Source organism: Streptomyces roseolus (assembly GCF_014649855.1).
In the GTDB taxonomy this organism is placed as follows: Bacteria; Actinomycetota; Actinomycetes; order Streptomycetales; family Streptomycetaceae; genus Streptomyces; species Streptomyces roseolus.
The window spans coordinates 59650-75368 of sequence record NZ_BMTV01000034.1 but is presented as its reverse complement, the minus strand read 5'-3'; the positions used below and the strand labels follow the sequence as shown (position 1 = coordinate 75368).

General features: G+C 73.0%; 18 protein-coding genes. 11 read left to right on the top strand and 7 right to left on the bottom strand.

The features are described 5' to 3' along the window. Positions 1-169: 169 nt before the first annotated feature. The gene (locus tag IE245_RS31460) at positions 170-1861 is read right to left on the bottom strand and encodes a recombinase family protein (RefSeq protein WP_268256603.1); all 1692 of its coding nucleotides are present in this window, start codon (positions 1859-1861) and stop codon (positions 170-172) included. Between the two features lie 55 nt (positions 1862-1916). Here IE245_RS31460 and IE245_RS31455 point away from each other — a divergent pair, with 55 nt between their 5' ends. Then, positions 1917-2249 carry an antibiotic biosynthesis monooxygenase family protein gene (locus tag IE245_RS31455; RefSeq protein WP_189953826.1) on the top strand — a complete coding sequence of 111 codons (333 nt, stop codon included), beginning with the start codon at positions 1917-1919 and terminating at the stop codon, positions 2247-2249. A 79-nt stretch (positions 2250-2328) separates the two neighbouring features. Beyond that, entirely contained in the window at positions 2329-2814 is a 486-nt protein-coding gene (locus IE245_RS31450; protein ID WP_189953824.1) for a GNAT family N-acetyltransferase, read from the top strand. Positions 2815-2820: 6 nt separating this feature from the next. On the opposite strand, the gene IE245_RS31445 is transcribed toward IE245_RS31450, so the two are convergent. Beyond that, positions 2821-3579 carry a hypothetical protein gene (locus IE245_RS31445; RefSeq protein WP_189953821.1) on the bottom strand — a complete coding sequence of 253 codons (759 nt, stop codon included), beginning with the start codon at positions 3577-3579 and terminating at the stop codon, positions 2821-2823. Between the two features lie 70 nt (positions 3580-3649). Beyond that, a complete protein-coding gene (locus tag IE245_RS31440) occupies positions 3650-5701 on the bottom strand; it encodes an MDR family MFS transporter (protein ID WP_189953819.1) in 2052 nt (683 codons plus the stop codon). Positions 5702-5840: 139 nt separating this feature from the next. On the opposite strand from IE245_RS31440, the gene IE245_RS31435 reads away from it, so the two are divergent. The 5 genes from IE245_RS31435 to IE245_RS31415 all read left to right on the top strand — a co-directional run bounded on the left by IE245_RS31435 (position 5841) and on the right by IE245_RS31415 (position 10738). After that, complete coding sequence (locus IE245_RS31435) at positions 5841-7049, top strand: peptidoglycan-binding domain-containing protein (protein WP_189953818.1); 1209 nt, start codon at positions 5841-5843, stop codon at positions 7047-7049. Positions 7050-7247: 198 nt separating this feature from the next. Further along, the gene (locus IE245_RS31430; protein ID WP_189953836.1) at positions 7248-7907 is read left to right on the top strand and encodes an HAD-IA family hydrolase; all 660 of its coding nucleotides are present in this window, start codon (positions 7248-7250) and stop codon (positions 7905-7907) included. Positions 7908-8451: 544 nt separating this feature from the next. Beyond that, complete coding sequence (locus IE245_RS31425) at positions 8452-9096, top strand: HNH endonuclease family protein (protein ID WP_189953835.1); 645 nt, start codon at positions 8452-8454, stop codon at positions 9094-9096. Positions 9097-9343: 247 nt separating this feature from the next. Then, positions 9344-9823 carry a DoxX family protein gene (locus IE245_RS31420; RefSeq protein ID WP_189953816.1) on the top strand — a complete coding sequence of 160 codons (480 nt, stop codon included), beginning with the start codon at positions 9344-9346 and terminating at the stop codon, positions 9821-9823. 294 nt (positions 9824-10117) lie between these two features. Beyond that, positions 10118-10738 carry a DedA family protein gene (locus tag IE245_RS31415; RefSeq protein WP_373305435.1) on the top strand — a complete coding sequence of 207 codons (621 nt, stop codon included), beginning with the start codon at positions 10118-10120 and terminating at the stop codon, positions 10736-10738. Here IE245_RS31415 and IE245_RS31410 read toward each other — a convergent pair. Both IE245_RS31410 and IE245_RS31405 read right to left on the bottom strand, forming a co-directional pair. Then, a complete protein-coding gene (locus IE245_RS31410; protein ID WP_189953814.1) occupies positions 10698-10961 on the bottom strand; it encodes a DUF2277 domain-containing protein in 264 nt (87 codons plus the stop codon). The genes IE245_RS31415 and IE245_RS31410 overlap by 41 nt on opposite strands. Before the next feature lie 280 nt (positions 10962-11241). Continuing rightward, the gene (locus IE245_RS31405; RefSeq protein ID WP_189953812.1) at positions 11242-11469 is read right to left on the bottom strand and encodes a hypothetical protein; all 228 of its coding nucleotides are present in this window, start codon (positions 11467-11469) and stop codon (positions 11242-11244) included. Between the two features lie 191 nt (positions 11470-11660). Here IE245_RS31405 and IE245_RS31400 point away from each other — a divergent pair, with 191 nt between their 5' ends. Continuing rightward, positions 11661-12419, top strand: coding sequence for a GntR family transcriptional regulator (locus tag IE245_RS31400; RefSeq protein ID WP_229851752.1), 759 nt, complete (start codon positions 11661-11663; stop codon positions 12417-12419). A 10-nt stretch (positions 12420-12429) separates the two neighbouring features. Here the strand turns inward: IE245_RS31400 and IE245_RS31395 are convergent, their stop codons facing one another. Together IE245_RS31395 and IE245_RS31390 are read right to left on the bottom strand one after the other, a co-directional pair. Continuing rightward, complete coding sequence (locus tag IE245_RS31395) at positions 12430-12924, bottom strand: DUF4231 domain-containing protein (protein WP_189953809.1); 495 nt, start codon at positions 12922-12924, stop codon at positions 12430-12432. Positions 12925-13253: 329 nt separating this feature from the next. Continuing rightward, positions 13254-13553 carry an Imm32 family immunity protein gene (locus IE245_RS31390; RefSeq protein WP_229851749.1) on the bottom strand — a complete coding sequence of 100 codons (300 nt, stop codon included), beginning with the start codon at positions 13551-13553 and terminating at the stop codon, positions 13254-13256. 86 nt (positions 13554-13639) lie between these two features. Between IE245_RS31390 and IE245_RS31385 the strand changes: the two genes are divergently transcribed. The 3 genes from IE245_RS31385 (at position 13640) to IE245_RS31375 (ending at position 15675) form a co-directional block, all read left to right on the top strand. Beyond that, positions 13640-13909, top strand: a complete 270-nt coding sequence (locus IE245_RS31385) for a hypothetical protein (RefSeq protein ID WP_189953786.1) — start codon at positions 13640-13642, stop codon at positions 13907-13909. A 402-nt stretch (positions 13910-14311) separates the two neighbouring features. Next, positions 14312-15034, top strand: coding sequence for a hypothetical protein (locus IE245_RS31380; protein WP_189953785.1), 723 nt, complete (start codon positions 14312-14314; stop codon positions 15032-15034). Then, positions 15031-15675: a DUF6308 family protein gene (locus IE245_RS31375; RefSeq protein WP_189953783.1), complete on the top strand. Its 645-nt coding sequence runs from the start codon at positions 15031-15033 to the stop codon at positions 15673-15675. Before IE245_RS31380 ends, IE245_RS31375 begins: the two co-directional genes overlap by 4 nt. The last annotated feature ends 44 nt before the right edge of the window (positions 15676-15719 follow it).

The following is a 15719-nucleotide window of genomic DNA, read 5'->3' as shown; positions in this document are numbered from 1 at the left end:
ACCATCTCCTGGCACGACCCGAAAGAACCCACAGAACATCCGATCCCGGGATGAAACATCGGGAGAAAACGACCTCTTAGGGCGACCTGTAAACCGGCGAGGCTCAGGAACGCCATACGGCCCGCCACCCGCTTTCCTGGCGGCGGACCGTGTAGACCTCTCAGGCGGCTCAGGCGCCCGCAGAGTCAGGCGCCGCAGCCCATCGCACGATCACCCGGTCCCTCGTGTTCGCGTTCCGGCCCCTGCCGACGGACTTGGTGATCCTCACGGAGTCGATGAAGAGCGCCAGGAACTCCCGTTTCTTCTCAAGGTCCCACGCCGCCCATGTCGAACGCTCCCCGATGGGATCTCCGTCCACGCTCGTCCACTCGTTGGGGATCTGAATGCTTCGGTTGCCGGTCGCCTCCAGTTCCGCCAGCCGTTCGGCCATCCGCTCCTCATGGGCAGCCAACCGCGCCATGGACTCCCTGAACATCTGCGCACCGGTCTCGTCGGCGTAGACGCCGGCCAGCCGGTCCACGTGGAGGATGCGGCGGGACTCCCGCACGTGTTCCAACTCGGCTCGCACCGCCGCGCGTTCCGCGTCCCGCTGGGAGGTGTCCTGTTGGCGGGCGAAGCGCCGTGACGCCTCGGCCAGCCATTCGAGGTCTTCCGGGTCGTCAGGGTCCATGGCCATGAGACGGGCCCACACCCGCCCCGCCGTCTCGCTGTCCGCCGCGTCCTGGCCGATGACGAGACCACCGTGGCCCGGGACCACTCCCCCGGCCCGGTTGCACTTGTAGTAGAGCTTCCCGGCCCGTCGGTCAGTCACCATCACCGAACCGCAGACGTCGCAGAACAGCAGTCCCTGTCCGGCCAGCAAAGTAGGGACACGTCGGCCCGCTCGTACGACCATCTGCGTCCGGCCGTCCAGCACGTCCTGGAGCTTCCACCACTCCTCCGCTGGGATCAGCCCTTCGTGTGACAGGACGGGCTGCCCTTCGTCGTCACGCAGGATGACGCGCTTCCCCGTCTTGCAGGGGACGGGGTTTCCATCGGCGTCCTTGGTCGCCTGTACCCGTCCCTGCCACTCGATCGCGTACCCGGCAAGGCGCGGGTCCCGCAGGATGCGCAGGACGGTGGACGACACCCACGCGGGCCGCTCCACGGCTTCCGAGACTCCGCGCGCACGGCGCGAGGCGAGGCGCTTGGCGCCCGACTCCCCCAGGGACTCCGCCTTCGTGGGCACGCCGTCCTCATTGAGTCGCTTGGCGATCTGCGAGGCGGACACTCCTTCTGCCGCCCACTTGGCCATGTCACGGACGTGCGGGGCTTCCACCGGGTCCGGGACGAGTCGGACGACGGACAGCTTGCCGCTGGTCGTCCTCTCCGACGTGAAGCCGTACGGGGCGACGCCGGAAACATGGCTACCAGCCCGCCGCAACGTGTCCTTGGTGGCAGAGACGTAGGCCGACTTCATGTCGGACTCCTGCTGTGCCAGGCCCGCGATGATCGCGAGGATTCCGACACCGACCGGCGTGGACGTGTCGAGGTACGGCTCCTCGACGCTCACCAGCCGGACGCCGTGCGTCTCCAACTCCTCGATGATGCGCATCGCTTCCAGCGCGCCACGGCGTGTCAAGCGGGACAGCGAGAAGACCACCACGGCGTCCACGTGCCCGCCGCGCACGGCCGTCATCATCTCTTCGAACCCCGGGCGGTGGATGCTCGGGTCCCACCCCGACTTGCCCACGTCCTCGAAGTGGCCCGCGTCGCTCCACCCCTTCGACGCGATCAGCGAGGCGCATCGTTCGCGCTGCGCCACGGGCGACGCCTGCGAGTCGTCCTCACCGCTTTGACTGGCGGATGTACGAGACTGCACGTACGTGATCAAGGCTCGGCGCAGCGCCCGGCCTGTGCTTCCTGAGAGGTGTCATGTGCCTAGTGTGGTAAAGATCAACGTCCTGACCGTGCCCGCCGAGCAGCGGGAGGTTCTCGAGCAGCGGTTCGCCTCGCGGGCCGGTGCCGTGGAGGGCTCCGACGGGTTCGAGTGGTTCGAGCTGCTGCGGCCGCTGGAGGGCACCGACCAGTACCTGGTGTACACCCGGTGGCGCAGCGAGGAGGACTTCCAGAACTGGATGAACGGTTCCATGAAGGCGGCCCACCAGGGCACCGCCGGCGGCGAGGGCGGCGGCGAGCGTCCGAAGCCGGCCGCCTCCGGGTCGACGTTGTGGTCCTTCGAGGTCGTGCAGCAGGCGGCGCCGAAGTAGCCGGAGCGGGGGCCGGGGCCAGAGCCGGGGCGGGGCCGGGGCGAAAACCGGCGGCGGCCGTGGTCGTGCGGGCCGCAGAATGGCCCGCATGACCTGGACCTTCTCCTCCGAGCGCGTCGACACCCCGGACGCCACCTCGCTCCGCCGCGACTACTTCGGCGACGTCGCGGGCCGCTACTACGGCCGCGTCCTGACCGAGGACGAGTACGACGAGGAGATGATCGACGAGGGGCTCGACCTGCTCGCCCCGCCCGCCGGGCAGTTCCTGGTCGGGCGGTACGACGGGAAGGCCGCCGCGTGCGGCGGCCTGGTCCTCCTCGACGCCGAACGGGCCGAGCTGACCCGGGTGTTCGTCCGTCACGCCTTCCGCGGCCTCGGCGGCGCCGACCTGCTCGTGAGCGGCCTGGAGGAGGCCGCCCGCGCGCTCGGCGCCCGCCGGGCGGTGCTCAACACCCGCCTCGACCTGGTCGAGGCGCGGGCGCTGTACGTGCGGCACGGGTACGGGGAGATCCCGGCGTACTGCACGGGGCCGTACACGGAGATCTGGTACGGCAAGGAGCTCTGAGACGGGTCAGGCCGGTTCGCCGGCCCAGACGACGACGTCGAAGGTGGCGTTCGTGTCGGCGGCCTGGCCCGCCATGTCCCTGACGGTCATCCGGAGGAGCTTGCCCTCACCGGTGCGGCCGCAGACGGTGAGGCCGGTCTTGATGCGGATGTCGTTCGAGGTGGCCTGCGTGCCGACGACGCCCGCGCAGTCCGCGTAGGTCGGCGCCTTCGCGCCCTTCCACACGAGCGCCTTGGCGCCGTTGTCGGGGCGCAGCATGTGGTCGCCGAACGGGTAGACGGCGAAGTCGTTGTCGCTGTTGATCTCGGACATGACGTGCGGCGCCGCGTCGAGGTCCTTGTCCTCCACGTACGTGATGACGAGGGTGCCCTGCCAGTGGACGCTGTCGGGCGCGGGCCCGGCCGGGGCCGCCGAGGTCGTCTCCGGGGCGGGGGCGGTGGCGGCGTCCGCGGTCGGCGTGGCGTCCGCGCCGGGGGTGGCGTCCCGGGTCGGCCGGTCGTCCGCCGCCGGGCTCGCGGTGGTCGGCGCCGGGGCCGGCGCGGCGGCCGGGGCGTCGTCCTCGCCGCTGCTCACCAGGTACGTGCCGACGACGCCGATCACGGCCGCCACCAGGGTGGCGGCCGCGCCGATCCAGGCGCCCCGGTGCGACGGCGGGCGGGTGGGCGGGGCCGCGTACACGACGCCGTACGCGGGTCCGTCCGGGTGCTGTCCCGGGGCGTGTCCCGGCTGCGGCGGCCGGTTCTGTCCCGGCTCGTGACTGCTCATCCTGTCCGTCCCCCTGCGACTGGAAGTCGATCTTCGGCTGGACAGGGCACCGAGCCGGGCTGAGCCGTCGTCAGGCGCGGTGGTCCCGGGGCGGTTCCGGCGCGCGGGGGCGTTCCGCGTCGGAGCCGCAGAGCTCCGCGTTGAGCTCCTCGACCAGCTGCACCAGGTCCGTGGGGCGGTCGGGTCCCCACCAGTCGCCGAGGAGTTCGGCGAGGGACTCCTCGCGGGCCTCGGCGAGGCGGGCGGCGGTGGCGGCGCCCTCCTCGGTGAGGACGAGGTGGAGCCCCTCGCGGCGGGCGAGCCGCCGCTCCTCGACCTCGCGGGCGGCCTCGGAGACGACCCGGAGCGGCACGGGCACGGTCTCGGCGAGCCGGGCCGGCTCGACGGCGCCGTGGCGGCGGATGCGCAGCAGCAGCCAGCTGGAGGCGGGCCGCAGGTCGAGCCCGGCGCGGGCGGTGATCCGCTCGTAGACCTCCTTGCGGCCCTCACGGGAGCCGAGGACGGAGAGCGCGCGGGCGGCCTCCTCGTAGGAGGAGCGCTCGACCGGGTTGGAGGCGAGGGTCTGGCTGGTGTCGGGCGCGGTCACGGAGGCGCGCAGCGGGTCCTCCCTGAGGAAGCAGGCGACGACGAAGGCGACGAGGACGACGGGGGCGGCGTACAGGAAGACGTCCGTGATGGAGGTGGCGTACGCGTGGAGGACCTCGGGCCGCAGCGCGGCGGGGAGCCGGCCGATGGCGCGCGGGTCGGCGGCGACGTCGCCGGGCCCGACGCCGGGCGGCAGCTCCGTGCCCTCCTGGGCGACCCGCGCGAAGACGTCCTCCAGCTTGTGGGTGAGCCGGTTGGTGAAGACGGTGCCGAAGACGGCGACGCCGAAGGACGCGCCGATGGAACGGAAGAAGGTCGCCCCGGAGGTGGCGACGCCCAGGTCCTCGTATCCGACGGCGTTCTGCACGACGAGGACGAGGACCTGCATGACGAGGCCGAGTCCGGCGCCGAAGACGAAGAAGTAGAGGCTCATCTGCCAGGTGGGCGTCGTCTCGGTCAGCTCGTTGAGGAGGAGCAGGCCGAGCGCGGTGACGGCGGTGCCGGCGACCGGGAAGACCTTCCAGCGGCCGGTCCGCGACACGATCTGCCCGGAGGCGGTGGAGGTCAGCAGCATGCCGACGACCATGGGCAGCATGTGGACGCCGGACATGGTGGGGCTGACGCCCTGCACGATCTGGAGGAAGGTCGGCAGGTAGGTCATCGCGCCGAACATCGCGAAGCCGACGACGAAGCTGATGACCGAGACCAGGGCGAAGGTCCGGATCCGGAAGAGCTTGAGCGGCAGGACGGGTTCGGCGGCGCGCCGCTCGACGCGCACGAACCAGACGAGCAGGACGGCTCCGAGCAGCGCGAGCCCGATGATCTGCGGCGAGCCCCAGGCCCAGGTGGTGCCGCCGAGGGAGGCGACGAGGACGAGACAGGTGGCGACCGAGGCGATGAGGAAGGTGCCGAGGTAGTCGATGGTGTGGCGGGTGGAGCGGACCGGGATGTGGAGGACGGCGGCGATGACGAAGAGGGCGACGACGCCGACGGGAAGGTTGATGTAGAAGACCCAGCGCCAGGAGAGGTGCTCGGTGAAGAACCCGCCGAGGAGCGGGCCGAGGACGCTGGTGGCGCCGAAGACGGCACCGAAGAGGCCCTGGTACTTGCCGCGCTCCCGGGGCGACACGAGGTCGCCGACGATCGCCATCGACAGCACCATGAGCCCGCCGCCGCCGAGGCCCTGGACCGCGCGGAAGGCGATGAGCTGCGGCATGTCCTGGGCGATGCCGCAGAGCGCCGAGCCGACGAGGAAGAGGACGATCGCGCCCTGGAAGAGCTTCTTCCGCCCGTACTGGTCGCCGAGCTTGCCCCACAGGGGCGTCGCGGCCGTGGAGGCCAGCATGTAGGCGGTGACCACCCAGGAGAGGTGCTCCATGCCGCCGAGCTCGCTGACGATCGTGGGCAGGGCCGTGGAGACGATCGTCTGGTCGAGCGCGGCGAGCAGCATGCCGAGCAGCAGCGCGCCGATCGCGACGAGCACGGTGCGGCGGCTCTGTCCCTCTCCGAGCTGCGGTGGGCTTGTCTCCTGGGCCATGGGCGCCTCCCTGCGCGAACGTGTTCTCCATCCTGAGTCGAATGTCCGGATATGGCCTGCGGAGGGGCACGCGTGTTCACCCGGGTGCGGGGGGCCGCCTGCATAATCACTGCCAGTTGCGTTGGGGAGGGGACACATCATGACCGGACACGCATGTCCTGATTGCGGTGGTCGGAGACCGGGCTGCGCCTGCGCCCGTACGGCGGAGGCGGCGGCGGCCGAGGACTTCGACCCGCTCCGGATCAGGCCGTACGTGACGCTGGACGCGCCCGCCGACGAGGCGGGCGACCCGCCGACGGCGCAGCTGAGCGCGGTACGGGTGGGACCCGGGGGCACCGGGGGACCTGAGGGGTACGGCGGGTCTGGGGGCGCCCGTGGCCCTGGTGGTCACGGCGGCCGCGAGGGGCACGGCGGCCCCGGCGGCCCCGGCGGCCCCGAAGGGTACGGCGGCCCCGAAGGGTACGGCGGCCCCGAAGGGTACGGCAGGCCCGGAGACCACGAGGGGTACGGCGGCCACGAGGGGTACGGGCCGCACGACGACGGCTTCTCTCCCGCTCCCCCGCCGTACGGCTCCGGAGGCGGGGCCGACGCGACCATGCCGCTGCTGCTCGGCGGGGCCGGCGGCGCGGGGGGTGCCGACGACTCCTGGGCGGGCGGGGCGCCCGTGGCGGCCGGGGCGCGGCAGGAGCGGTCGCGCCGGCGCCGGAGCGGTGCCCTGGTCGCGGGCGTCGCGGCGGCGGCCGTGGTCGGCACGGCCGCGCTGGCCGCCGCGGTCTTCGGCGGCGAGGAGCCCGAGAACCGGGCGATCGTGCCCGAGGTGACCACGAGCGCGTCCCTGAACCTGGCCGTCTCGGAGGAACCGTCCCCGTCCTCCGACAGCCCCACGCCGAGCCGGACCCCCTCGCGGAAGCCCTCGCCCAGCTCGTCGTCCCCGACCCCGACGGCCTCGTCGGCGTCCCCGTCCCCCTCGGCCGCCCGGACGACGGCCGCGGCGCCGACCGCTTCGCCGTCCGCGACCGGCGCCGCGACCCCGCCCAGCCCCGCTTCCTCGGCGCCCGCGGCTCCCGTGGCCCCGACGACCGCCTCGCCCGCCCCCACCCGCACGGACGCCCCCGAGGGGGCCACGCTGAGCCTCGGGGACACGGGGCCGGAGGTGGAGGAGCTCCAGACGCGGCTGCGGCTGCTGTGGGTCTACCCGGGCGAGGCCGACGGGGTCTTCGACGAGGGGCTGCGCTCGGCGCTGATCCAGTACCAGAGCCGGTTCTGGCAGCTGGGGGACCCGGAGGGCGTGTACGGCCCGGACACCCGGCGCAAGCTGGAGCGGGAGACCAGGAACTCCTACCGCTGACGCGCCCGGGAGGGAGGGCCCCGGGGGGCGGCGGAGGGGTCGGCAGGGCGTCGGCGGAGGGGTCGGCAGGGGCCGGGTGGCCAAGACGGCCCACGGTTTTGTATCGTGAAGAAACAAAGTGGCCCCGCCCGTACTCCCTGACCGGCGGGCGGGACCGCTTCGTTCTCCGCACCACCCCCTGGAGACCCCATGGCCGCCATCCCGGCAACGCTCACCGCCCGCGCCCTCCTGCTCGACATGGACGGCACCCTGGTCAACTCGGACGCCGTCGTGGAGCGCTGCTGGCGCCGCTGGGCGGACCGGCGGGGGCTCGACGCCGGCGAGGTGCTGAAGGTGGTGCACGGCCGCCAGGGCTACGCCACGATGGCGCTCCTCCTCCCCGACCGCCCGATGGCCGAGAACCACGCGGACAACGCCGTGCTGCTCGCCGAGGAGACCGCCGACGTCGACGGCGTCGTGCCGGTGCCCGGCGCCCCCGCCTTCATGGACGCGATCACGGACTTCCCGCACGCCCTGGTGACCTCGGCGGACGAGGCCCTCGCCCAGGCCCGGATGGGCGCGGCGGGCCTGCGGATGCCGGCGACCCGGGTGACCGCCGAGCTGGTCGGCGCGAGCAAGCCGGACCCGGAGGGCTTCCTCAAGGGCGCCGCCGAGCTCGGCACGGCCCCGGCGGAGTGCGTGGCCTTCGAGGACTCCGAGGCCGGCATCCAGGCGGCGAAGGCGGCCGGGATGCGGGTGGTGGGCGTGGGCCCGCGCGCGGCGGCCTTCGCGCCGGACCTGTACGTGCCGGACCTGACCCGCCTGCGGCTGGACGCGAACGGGGACGGGACGATGACCCTCGGAGTCGTACCGGAGTAACCCCCGGACTCCCGCCCCGCCGACCCACCCACCGCGGCACCACGGCACACGGCACACGGCACACGGCACCGCAACACACCACGACACACCACGACACACCACACGACTCGCCACCGCGCGCGGCCGGACGACCCGGCCGCGCGCGGTGGCGTCTGCGCGGGCGGCCAGGCGGGCGTCGCGCGGGGGGCGGCGCGGGCAGGCACCGCGCACACGGACGGGCGGGCGGGCGCAAGTCGTGCTCGCGGTCATGCTCGCGGTCGTACGCGAGGACATGCGCGGCGGCGGTGAGCGCGGGCGCGTGCGGCGGGCGCGTGCGGGCGGTCTTCACGGACGCACTCCCTCCGCCCCTCCCACCGGCGGAATCTGGCGCTCCGTCAGGGCACGTCACACCCCTTGATGTGACGTGTTCATGTCGCCACTCTGTTACCTGGCGCACCCCCTGGCGAAACCTCGCGCCGACACGATGACCGGGCCGCCGCCCGGTACCGCACGGGGCCGGCCGAACCGCCGAGGTCCCACCGAATCAAGGGAGTCCCCCATGCCCATCGGCAAGGTCTACGCGCGTCGAGCCGCCGTGCTCGCCTCCACCGCCGCCCTCGCCCTCACCGGCCTCGTCACCACCGCGCCCTCCGCGCAGGCCGCGATGCCGACCCCGGTCAGCGCCGCCACCGCCCGCACCTACCTGGCCTCCCTCACGGTCAAGGCGGAAGGTTCCCTCACCGGTTACAGCCGGGACCTCTTCCCGCACTGGATCACCCAGTCCGGCGCCTGCAACACCCGCGAGACCGTCCTCAAGCGGGACGGCTCGAACGTCGTCACCGACTCCTCCTGCGCCTCCGTCAGCGGCAGCTGGTACTCGCAGTACGACGGCGCCACCTGGACGGCCGCCTCCGACCTCGACATCGACCACGTCGTCGCGCTCGCCGAGGCCTGGCGCTCGGGCGCCAACTCGTGGACCACCGCCCAGCGCCAGGGCTTCGCCAACGACCTCACCCGGCCGCAGCTCATAGCCGTCACGGACAACGTCAACCAGGCCAAGAGCGACCTCGACCCGGCCGAGTGGCTGCCGCCGCGCACCGCGTACCGCTGCACCTACGCCCGCGCCTGGGTCCACGTGAAGCACCACTACAACCTCAGCGTCGACTCGGCGGAGAAGAGCGCCCTCCAGTCCGTGCTCAACGCCTGCTGACCACCGGCCTCCTGACACACCGTGGGCCGGAGCGGAAGCGCCGGCGCGAAAACGGCGTGAATTCGGCGCGCCTGTGGTCCAGACCTACGGAACTCTTACCGCAGGCGCGCCCCCCACGGCCCCTCACCCGGAGATGTTTGAACTTGCAAGTATTAATGAGGGATGCCTAACCTGGCGGCCGTTCGGTTTCCGTCCCCCACGTCCGCCCCCTCCCCCGGGCGGGCCAGGCCGAAGGAGTTCCCCCACCATGAGCACCCTCACGCACCGCCTCGACCGGGCGCAGCCCTACGCGCTCGGCCTCTTCCGCATCGTCATCGGCCTGCTCTTCGCCTGCCACGGCGCCGCCTCGCTCTTCGGCGTCCTCGGCGGCGCGGCGGGCGGCGGCACCGTCCCCGCCGGCACCTGGCCCGGCTGGTACGCGGCGGTGATCCAGCTCGTCGGCGGCGGCCTGGTCCTCGTCGGCCTCGGCACGCGCGGCGCGGCCCTCGTCTCCTCGGGCTCGATGGCGTACGCGTACTTCTGGGCCCACCAGCCCGAGGCCCTCTTCCCGCTCCAGAACCACGGCGAGACCGCCGCGCTCTTCTGCTGGGCCTTCGCCCTGCTGATCTTCACCGGCCCGGGCGCCCTCGCGCTGGACGGCCTCTTCGGCGGAAGGGGCGCGAAGGGCTCCGCCGCGGGGGAGCCGGACCGGGGCACGGAGAAGCAGAGCACGCCGGTCGCGGCCTGAGGGCCGAGGCCCCGCGGCGACACCGCTCCCGGATCCCCACCGCTCCCTCCGCGTCAGCGCTCGGCGACCACTCCCGCCGGACGCCGACGGCCCCACCCGCCGGACGCCCGACCGTGCCGCCCGCCCCACGGCCGGCGCGGCTCCCGTGCCACCGCTCGCGGCCGGGTCCGCTCGCCCCACCGCTCCGCCCGTCCCACCGCTCCGCCCGTCCCGCCCGGGCTCCCGTCGGCACCCACCCGACGGGGGCCCGGGCGGCGGCGCGTAGGCTCTGGCCCTGTGAATCTGCTCGACAGCATGGGCTCGCTGAGGTCACTGACCGCAGGCCCGTGGATCTATCCGGTGGTGGCGACGTCGATCCTGCTCGACGTCTTCCTTCCCGTGCTGCCGAGCGGCTTCCTCGTGATCTCCGCCGCCACCGCCGCCTCCGCCGCCCTCGGCTCGGCGACCGCGCCCGCGGACGTCCCCTCCCTGTTGCCGCTGCTGCTCACCGCGGCGGCGGCCTCGGCGCTCGGCGACTTCCTCGCGTACCGGCTCGCGCTGCGCGGCGGGCGCCGCATGGACCGGGCGATAGCCCGCTCGCGCCGCCTGACCGTGGCGCGGGAGCGCCTCGGCACCGCCCTGGCCGGCGGCGGCGGCCTGATCGTGGTCCTCGCCCGCTTCGCCCCGGCCGGCCGCTCGGTGGTCTCCCTCGGCGCGGGTGCGGCACGGCGGCGCCCCGAGGAGTTCCTGCCCTGGTCGGCCCTGGCGGCGGTGATCTGGGCCTCGTACAGCGTGGGCCTCGGCTGGCTGGGCGGCCAGTGGCTGGGCGCGACCTGGTTCAGCGCGGGGGTGTCGACCCTGGCGCTGCTGCTCGCCGGCGGACTGGCCGGCTATCTCATACGGCGCCCGGGCGCGGCTCCGGCTCCGGCGTCCTGACGGCGTGGTGGTGCGCTCCTCTCACCTCCAGGGTGGCGAGGAGCCGGGCGGTGGCGTCGGCGATCTCGTCGACGGCCCGGTCGAAGACCTCCCGGTTGTGCGCGGCGGGGGCGCGGAAGCCGGAGACCTTGCGGACGTACTGGAGCGCGGCGGCGCGGATGTCGTCCTGGGTGGCCTCGTGGGACAGGACGGGCGGACGGAGCGTCTTGATGCTGCGGCACATGCCTCCAGTGTGACCCGCCCCACTGACAGCGGGCGGAGCGCCGGAAGGGGACGCGGGGCGCGGGGACGGACCCGACCGACGGAATCCGGCCAGTCACGGACGAGCACGCCAGTCACGGAAGAGCACGCCGACCACGGAGGAGCTACGCCGACCACGGCCAGGCGCGGCCGTATACGACCCCGCGGCCGTACGCGGACCCTGCGGCCGTACGCGGACCCCCGCGACCGTACGCGGGCCCCGCGGCCGTAGGCGCCCCGTCCCGGCCGTGCGCGGCCAGGGGTCAGTTCAGCCCCCGCCGGCTGCGCGCGTTGAGTTCGGCGGCACGGGCGCGGAGCTCGCGCAGGGGCGTGGCGAGCTGGACGTCGCGGGGCTCGGCCTCCCACTCGGCGTCGGGGCCGCCGTGGACGGCGCGGATGAGGAAGCGTCCGGAGGCGCTCCGCACGAAGAAGCCGACGCGCCCCGTGGCGGTGTCGCGGACGAGGTCGCCGACCTCGGGTACAGGTTGCACGCCACCCCTCCGTCCCGGTCCCGATCGCTCGATGGGGACACCCAGGGAAACGCGGAGACCCCGCGCTGTCAACGTATCTCTAGAGATGTCCCCCGATGGATGGATCACGAGGGCAGGACGGCGCACACGTGTGCACCCTGGCCGCGGAGCGCCCCTTAGGGTGTCCCGCAGACGAAGGGAGTGGTCCACTCGTGACCGACCAGGACAGCACTCGTCGCCCCAAGTACCAGCGCATCGCGGATGAGTTGAGAACAGCCATCCAGTCCGGCGCCTTCGCCCCGGGCGACCGGCTCCCCGGCGAGAACGACCTCATGTCCACCTACGAGGTGGCCCGGATGACCGCCCGCCAGGCCCTCTCGGTCCTCCGCGGCGAGGGCCTCACGGAGGCCCGCAAGGGCGCCGGAGTCTTCGTCCGCGCCTTCCGCCCGCTGCGCCGCAGGGGCATCCCGCGCCTCGCGGCGGACGGCTGGGCGGGCGGGCGTTCGGTGTGGGCGGCGGAGGCGGAGAACCGCGACCTGGTCGTGGACCGGATCGCGGTGACGGAGGAGGAGGCGGGCCCCCGGGTCGCCGCCGCGCTCGGCCTGCCGGCGGAGGCCCCCGTGTGCGTCCGCAGCCGCCGCTTCGTCCTCGACGGAAAGCCGGTGCTGCTCTCGGTCTCGTACCTCTCCGCCGACCTGGTCCGCGACACGGCGGTCGCCCGCCCCGACACGGGGCCGGGCGGCACGTACGCCCGGCTGGCGGAGCTGGGCCACCGCCCGGTCCGCTTCCGCGAGGAGATCCGCTGCCGCATGCCGACGGCCGACGAGACCACCCTCCTGACCCTCCCGCCGGGCACCCCCGTGGTCCTCATCGGCCGCACGGCGTTCACGGAACCGGGCCGCCCGGTCGAACTCAACGAGATGACCCTGGACGCCTCGTCCTACATCCTGGAATACGACTTCGACGCCTGACCCCCGACGCCTACCCCTCCCGCGCGGCGGGCACCGCGGCGACGGGCACCGCGGCGGCCCTCCCCTCCGCGTCCCCGCCGACCTGCCCGCCCAGCGTCATCACGTTCAGCGTGGCGGCGTTCTCATTCGCGATGGCCTTCTCCACCCGCGCCACCAGCAACGCGAACGCCTCCCGCTTCGACAGCTCCCGGTACGGCCCGACCCGCGCCTCGAAGTAGACCCGCTCGTGCCCGAGGAGCTGCTCGGTGGACCGGTAGTTCTTCCACTGCTCCCGATACCGGTAGACGCTCTCCAACGACACCGCGGCCACGACGACCACACTCAGCACGGTCGCGGTCGCCCGCGCGAACCCGGCGTCCAGATTCACGAACACCGGCACCAGCGCCCCACCCACCACGGACACCGTCCGCATCCGCAGATGCATCGCCTTCATCCGCGCGGCCTTGACGTCGTACCACTCCTGATACTCCGCCATCCGCGTCCCGATGTACTTCTCCGCCGTCATGTCCCCACCGACGGCCCCCACTTCAGGAGCGTCCCCCACATCAACCATCCCGCGAGTACACCCACCCCCGACATCCCCGTCAACTCGGCGCTCCCCGCGCCGCCACGCGTCCTCCCGCCGGTGCGACCGCCGCGGATCCTGCGGGGCAGCCACAGGAGACGGAGGGACGCGTCCACCGCTCCGGGTACCCCGCCTCGTCGGCCGACCCCCAGCTCGCCACCCCGTCCGGAAACACGAACACGCTGGTGGCCACCTCCGCTCCTCGACGCCGGAGCGACCACTGCGGTTCCATGGGGTCGAGGCCGAACGACTCGCGTCCGCCCGACGAGTCACCCCTCGTCATTGCGCTCCAGAACCAGACCGACGGACCCGCCCTCCAGCCCGTTGCCGTCCTCGAGGTGCAGATGGGCCCCGTCCCGGATCCCGTCCCCCGCCAGCACCAGAAGGTGCCCGGCAAGCGTCCTGAGCCCCGCGGCGTTCGCCTCGATGACGACCTCGCCGCCGAGGTCCCGTACCTCGATCCGGGCATCGGCCTCCCAGGAGAAGACAAGCCCTCCGCCCTCAGCGGCAACCGTCACGCGCGTGCTCTCGACCGGAGCCGAACCATTTCCCAGAGTCATGGTCAGCATGATGCCGCCGCCACAACGACCACGACCACGACCACGACCGGCAGGGGCCGCCCCCAGCCTGCGGTCGTAGGCGCCATACTCATCGCGTGCGAATCGACGGACGTGCCCAACTGGCCCTCCGGTGCGGTGTCTGGATCGGTGCGATCCTCACCGCGCCTGTGCTGCTGGTGGCCGGCGGTCCGGCGTACGACCGCTTGGTACGGCGCGTGTGCCGTGACGACGGTCCGGGGCTTCTGTCCAAGGAGGAAGGCTGGGTGCACCCCGGGTACTGGATCGTGACCAACGGCCTGGTCCGAGCCCTGACCTGGCCGACCCGGCGCGGCGGCCTGTCGGGGCTGCCCCGACGGATCCGCTAGCTCCACCCCAGGGGCCTGTGTGTGGAAATCGAGAAGGTGACGTGTATCTTCCGGGCGCTACCGTCGACGCATGAGCTCAATCAGCCGACACCTCTTGTCCGTTCGCGTGGGAACGGCTCCTGTGCCCGCTCTCGTGGAGGGCGTGCCGGAGCCTCTCGAGCCCGCGCTCCGCACGTGGATCGAGGAGACGGCGGCGCGGAATCCCGGCGAAGCGAAGCATGTGATGGCGCGGTTGGATCTCGTGCTCCCGCAGGCGGATGTGGACGCGTACGTGCGCGAGCGGCGAAGGCGCGACAGGGAGCAGGCGCGGCTCGACGCTCGCTGGGAGGCGGAGCAGGCGGCGCGGCCGGGGAGCACTCGCGGCGGTCGTCCCCGGTTCTCCCGGAGCCTGTCGACCCGTGCGTGCTGCACCTGGCCTGGGGAACGGAGCGGGAAGTCCTGTGGGACGTCGTCGACGCCTTGCTCTTCTTGCTGTGCACCGAACCGCCGGGCCCGGAGAAGCAGCCGATGGTCACCTGGCTCAGCGGCAGGACCAGACGGACCAAGCGGATCGTCGAGCCGCTGAACCGCCTGCTGGTCGAGTCACGGTCGGTGTACGAGGTGACACCGGACCGGCGCGGACTCCAGCGGAGGATGGAAGTGGGCCTCAGCGAAGCGCTGAACACGGCAGCCGATGCCGCGGGGACCAGCGGCTACCTCGCGGCGCGGCGGTCCCTGGACCGGGCGCGCGACAAGCTGATGGCGGTGCACGCCGACCCGAGCGGCTCGTACGTGGACGCGATCCGCGCGGTCGAGGCCGTCGCGTGTCCGACGTTCCTGCCGCGAGACCCACTGCCCACGCTCGGCAAGGTGCGCGATCACCTCCGCGACGCGGACGCCAAGTACGCATACGCGCTGACGGACAAGTCCGGAAAGCCGGGCGACACCCGCGGGGTCGTCGCCATGCTCACGGACCTGTGGGAAGGGCACAGCGACCGTCACGCCGGCGGTCCGCGGGAGGTCCCCGTGACCCAGGAGGCGGCCGAGGCCGCCCTGACCACCGCCACCGCCCTGGTGACCCTGCTGAGCAAGAAGGCGGTGCGGCCGCGTCCCGATGCGGCGACCCAGCGCAGGGAGGCCCGATGACGCTGAACATCCCGGAGGCCCTGTGGAACCGCCCCTACGTCGCCGGCCTGCTCCGCCGGTACTGGGAGCTCCTCCCCGACGGAACACCGGCGTATACCGGTGCGCGGTTCGAGCGACTGGCAGGCGGCGGAGACCGGCCCGAGACGGCTGACCGCTTCACACCGGCGGACTTCATCGCCGTCGCCACACTGAGCGTCGAGATCCCGGCACGAGCAGTCCTCCACGTGCTGGAGCCCCCGGGCCGCAACCCGTACACCCCTCTCCTCTCACGGATTCCCGTAGACCTGGACCTCGCCGCCGCGAACGAGCGGCACATCGCCAAGGACAGCCCTGCGTGGACCCTGTGGCAGAGCCTGCGCGATGTCGACGGCATCGGCCCGGTCGGCGCCGGAAAGCTCCTCGCCCGCAAACGCCCCCGCCTGCTGCCCGTCCACGACTCGGTGATCAAAAAGGTCTTCGAACGCCCACCGACAGACCTGACCTTCTGGTCCGACGTCCGCCACGCCCTCCGCACCGACGACCACAGGCTGATGTCCCACCTCGAGGACGTCCGCAGCCTGGCAGGCATCGGCGAGGACATCGGAGCCCTGAGGATCCTCGACACAGCCGCCTGGCTCCACGGCAAGGACAAGCACCTCTAAGACCCCGGCCCGCCGCCGGTCAAGCCCGATGCAGAACGCGGCAT

Excerpts from the sequence above, each read along its gene's own strand:
- IE245_RS31390 (WP_229851749.1), bottom strand. The coding sequence starts at position 13,553 with ATGCTGACCATGACTCTGGGAAATGGTTCGGCTCCGGTCGAGAGCACG.
- IE245_RS31395 (WP_189953809.1), bottom strand. The coding sequence starts at position 12,924 with ATGACGGCGGAGAAGTACATCGGGACGCGGATGGCGGAGTATCAGGAG.
- IE245_RS31410 (WP_189953814.1), bottom strand. The coding sequence starts at position 10,961 with ATGTGCCGCAGCATCAAGACGCTCCGTCCGCCCGTCCTGTCCCACGAG.
- IE245_RS31415 (WP_373305435.1), top strand. The coding sequence starts at position 10,118 with ATGGGCTCGCTGAGGTCACTGACCGCAGGCCCGTGGATCTATCCGGTG.
- IE245_RS31440 (WP_189953819.1), bottom strand. The coding sequence starts at position 5,701 with ATGGCCCAGGAGACAAGCCCACCGCAGCTCGGAGAGGGACAGAGCCGC.
- IE245_RS31445 (WP_189953821.1), bottom strand. The coding sequence starts at position 3,579 with ATGAGCAGTCACGAGCCGGGACAGAACCGGCCGCCGCAGCCGGGACAC.
- IE245_RS31375 (WP_189953783.1), top strand. The coding sequence starts at position 15,031 with ATGACGCTGAACATCCCGGAGGCCCTGTGGAACCGCCCCTACGTCGCC.
- IE245_RS31420 (WP_189953816.1), top strand. The coding sequence starts at position 9,344 with ATGAGCACCCTCACGCACCGCCTCGACCGGGCGCAGCCCTACGCGCTC.
- IE245_RS31435 (WP_189953818.1), top strand. The coding sequence starts at position 5,841 with ATGACCGGACACGCATGTCCTGATTGCGGTGGTCGGAGACCGGGCTGC.
- IE245_RS31450 (WP_189953824.1), top strand. The coding sequence starts at position 2,329 with ATGGCCCGCATGACCTGGACCTTCTCCTCCGAGCGCGTCGACACCCCG.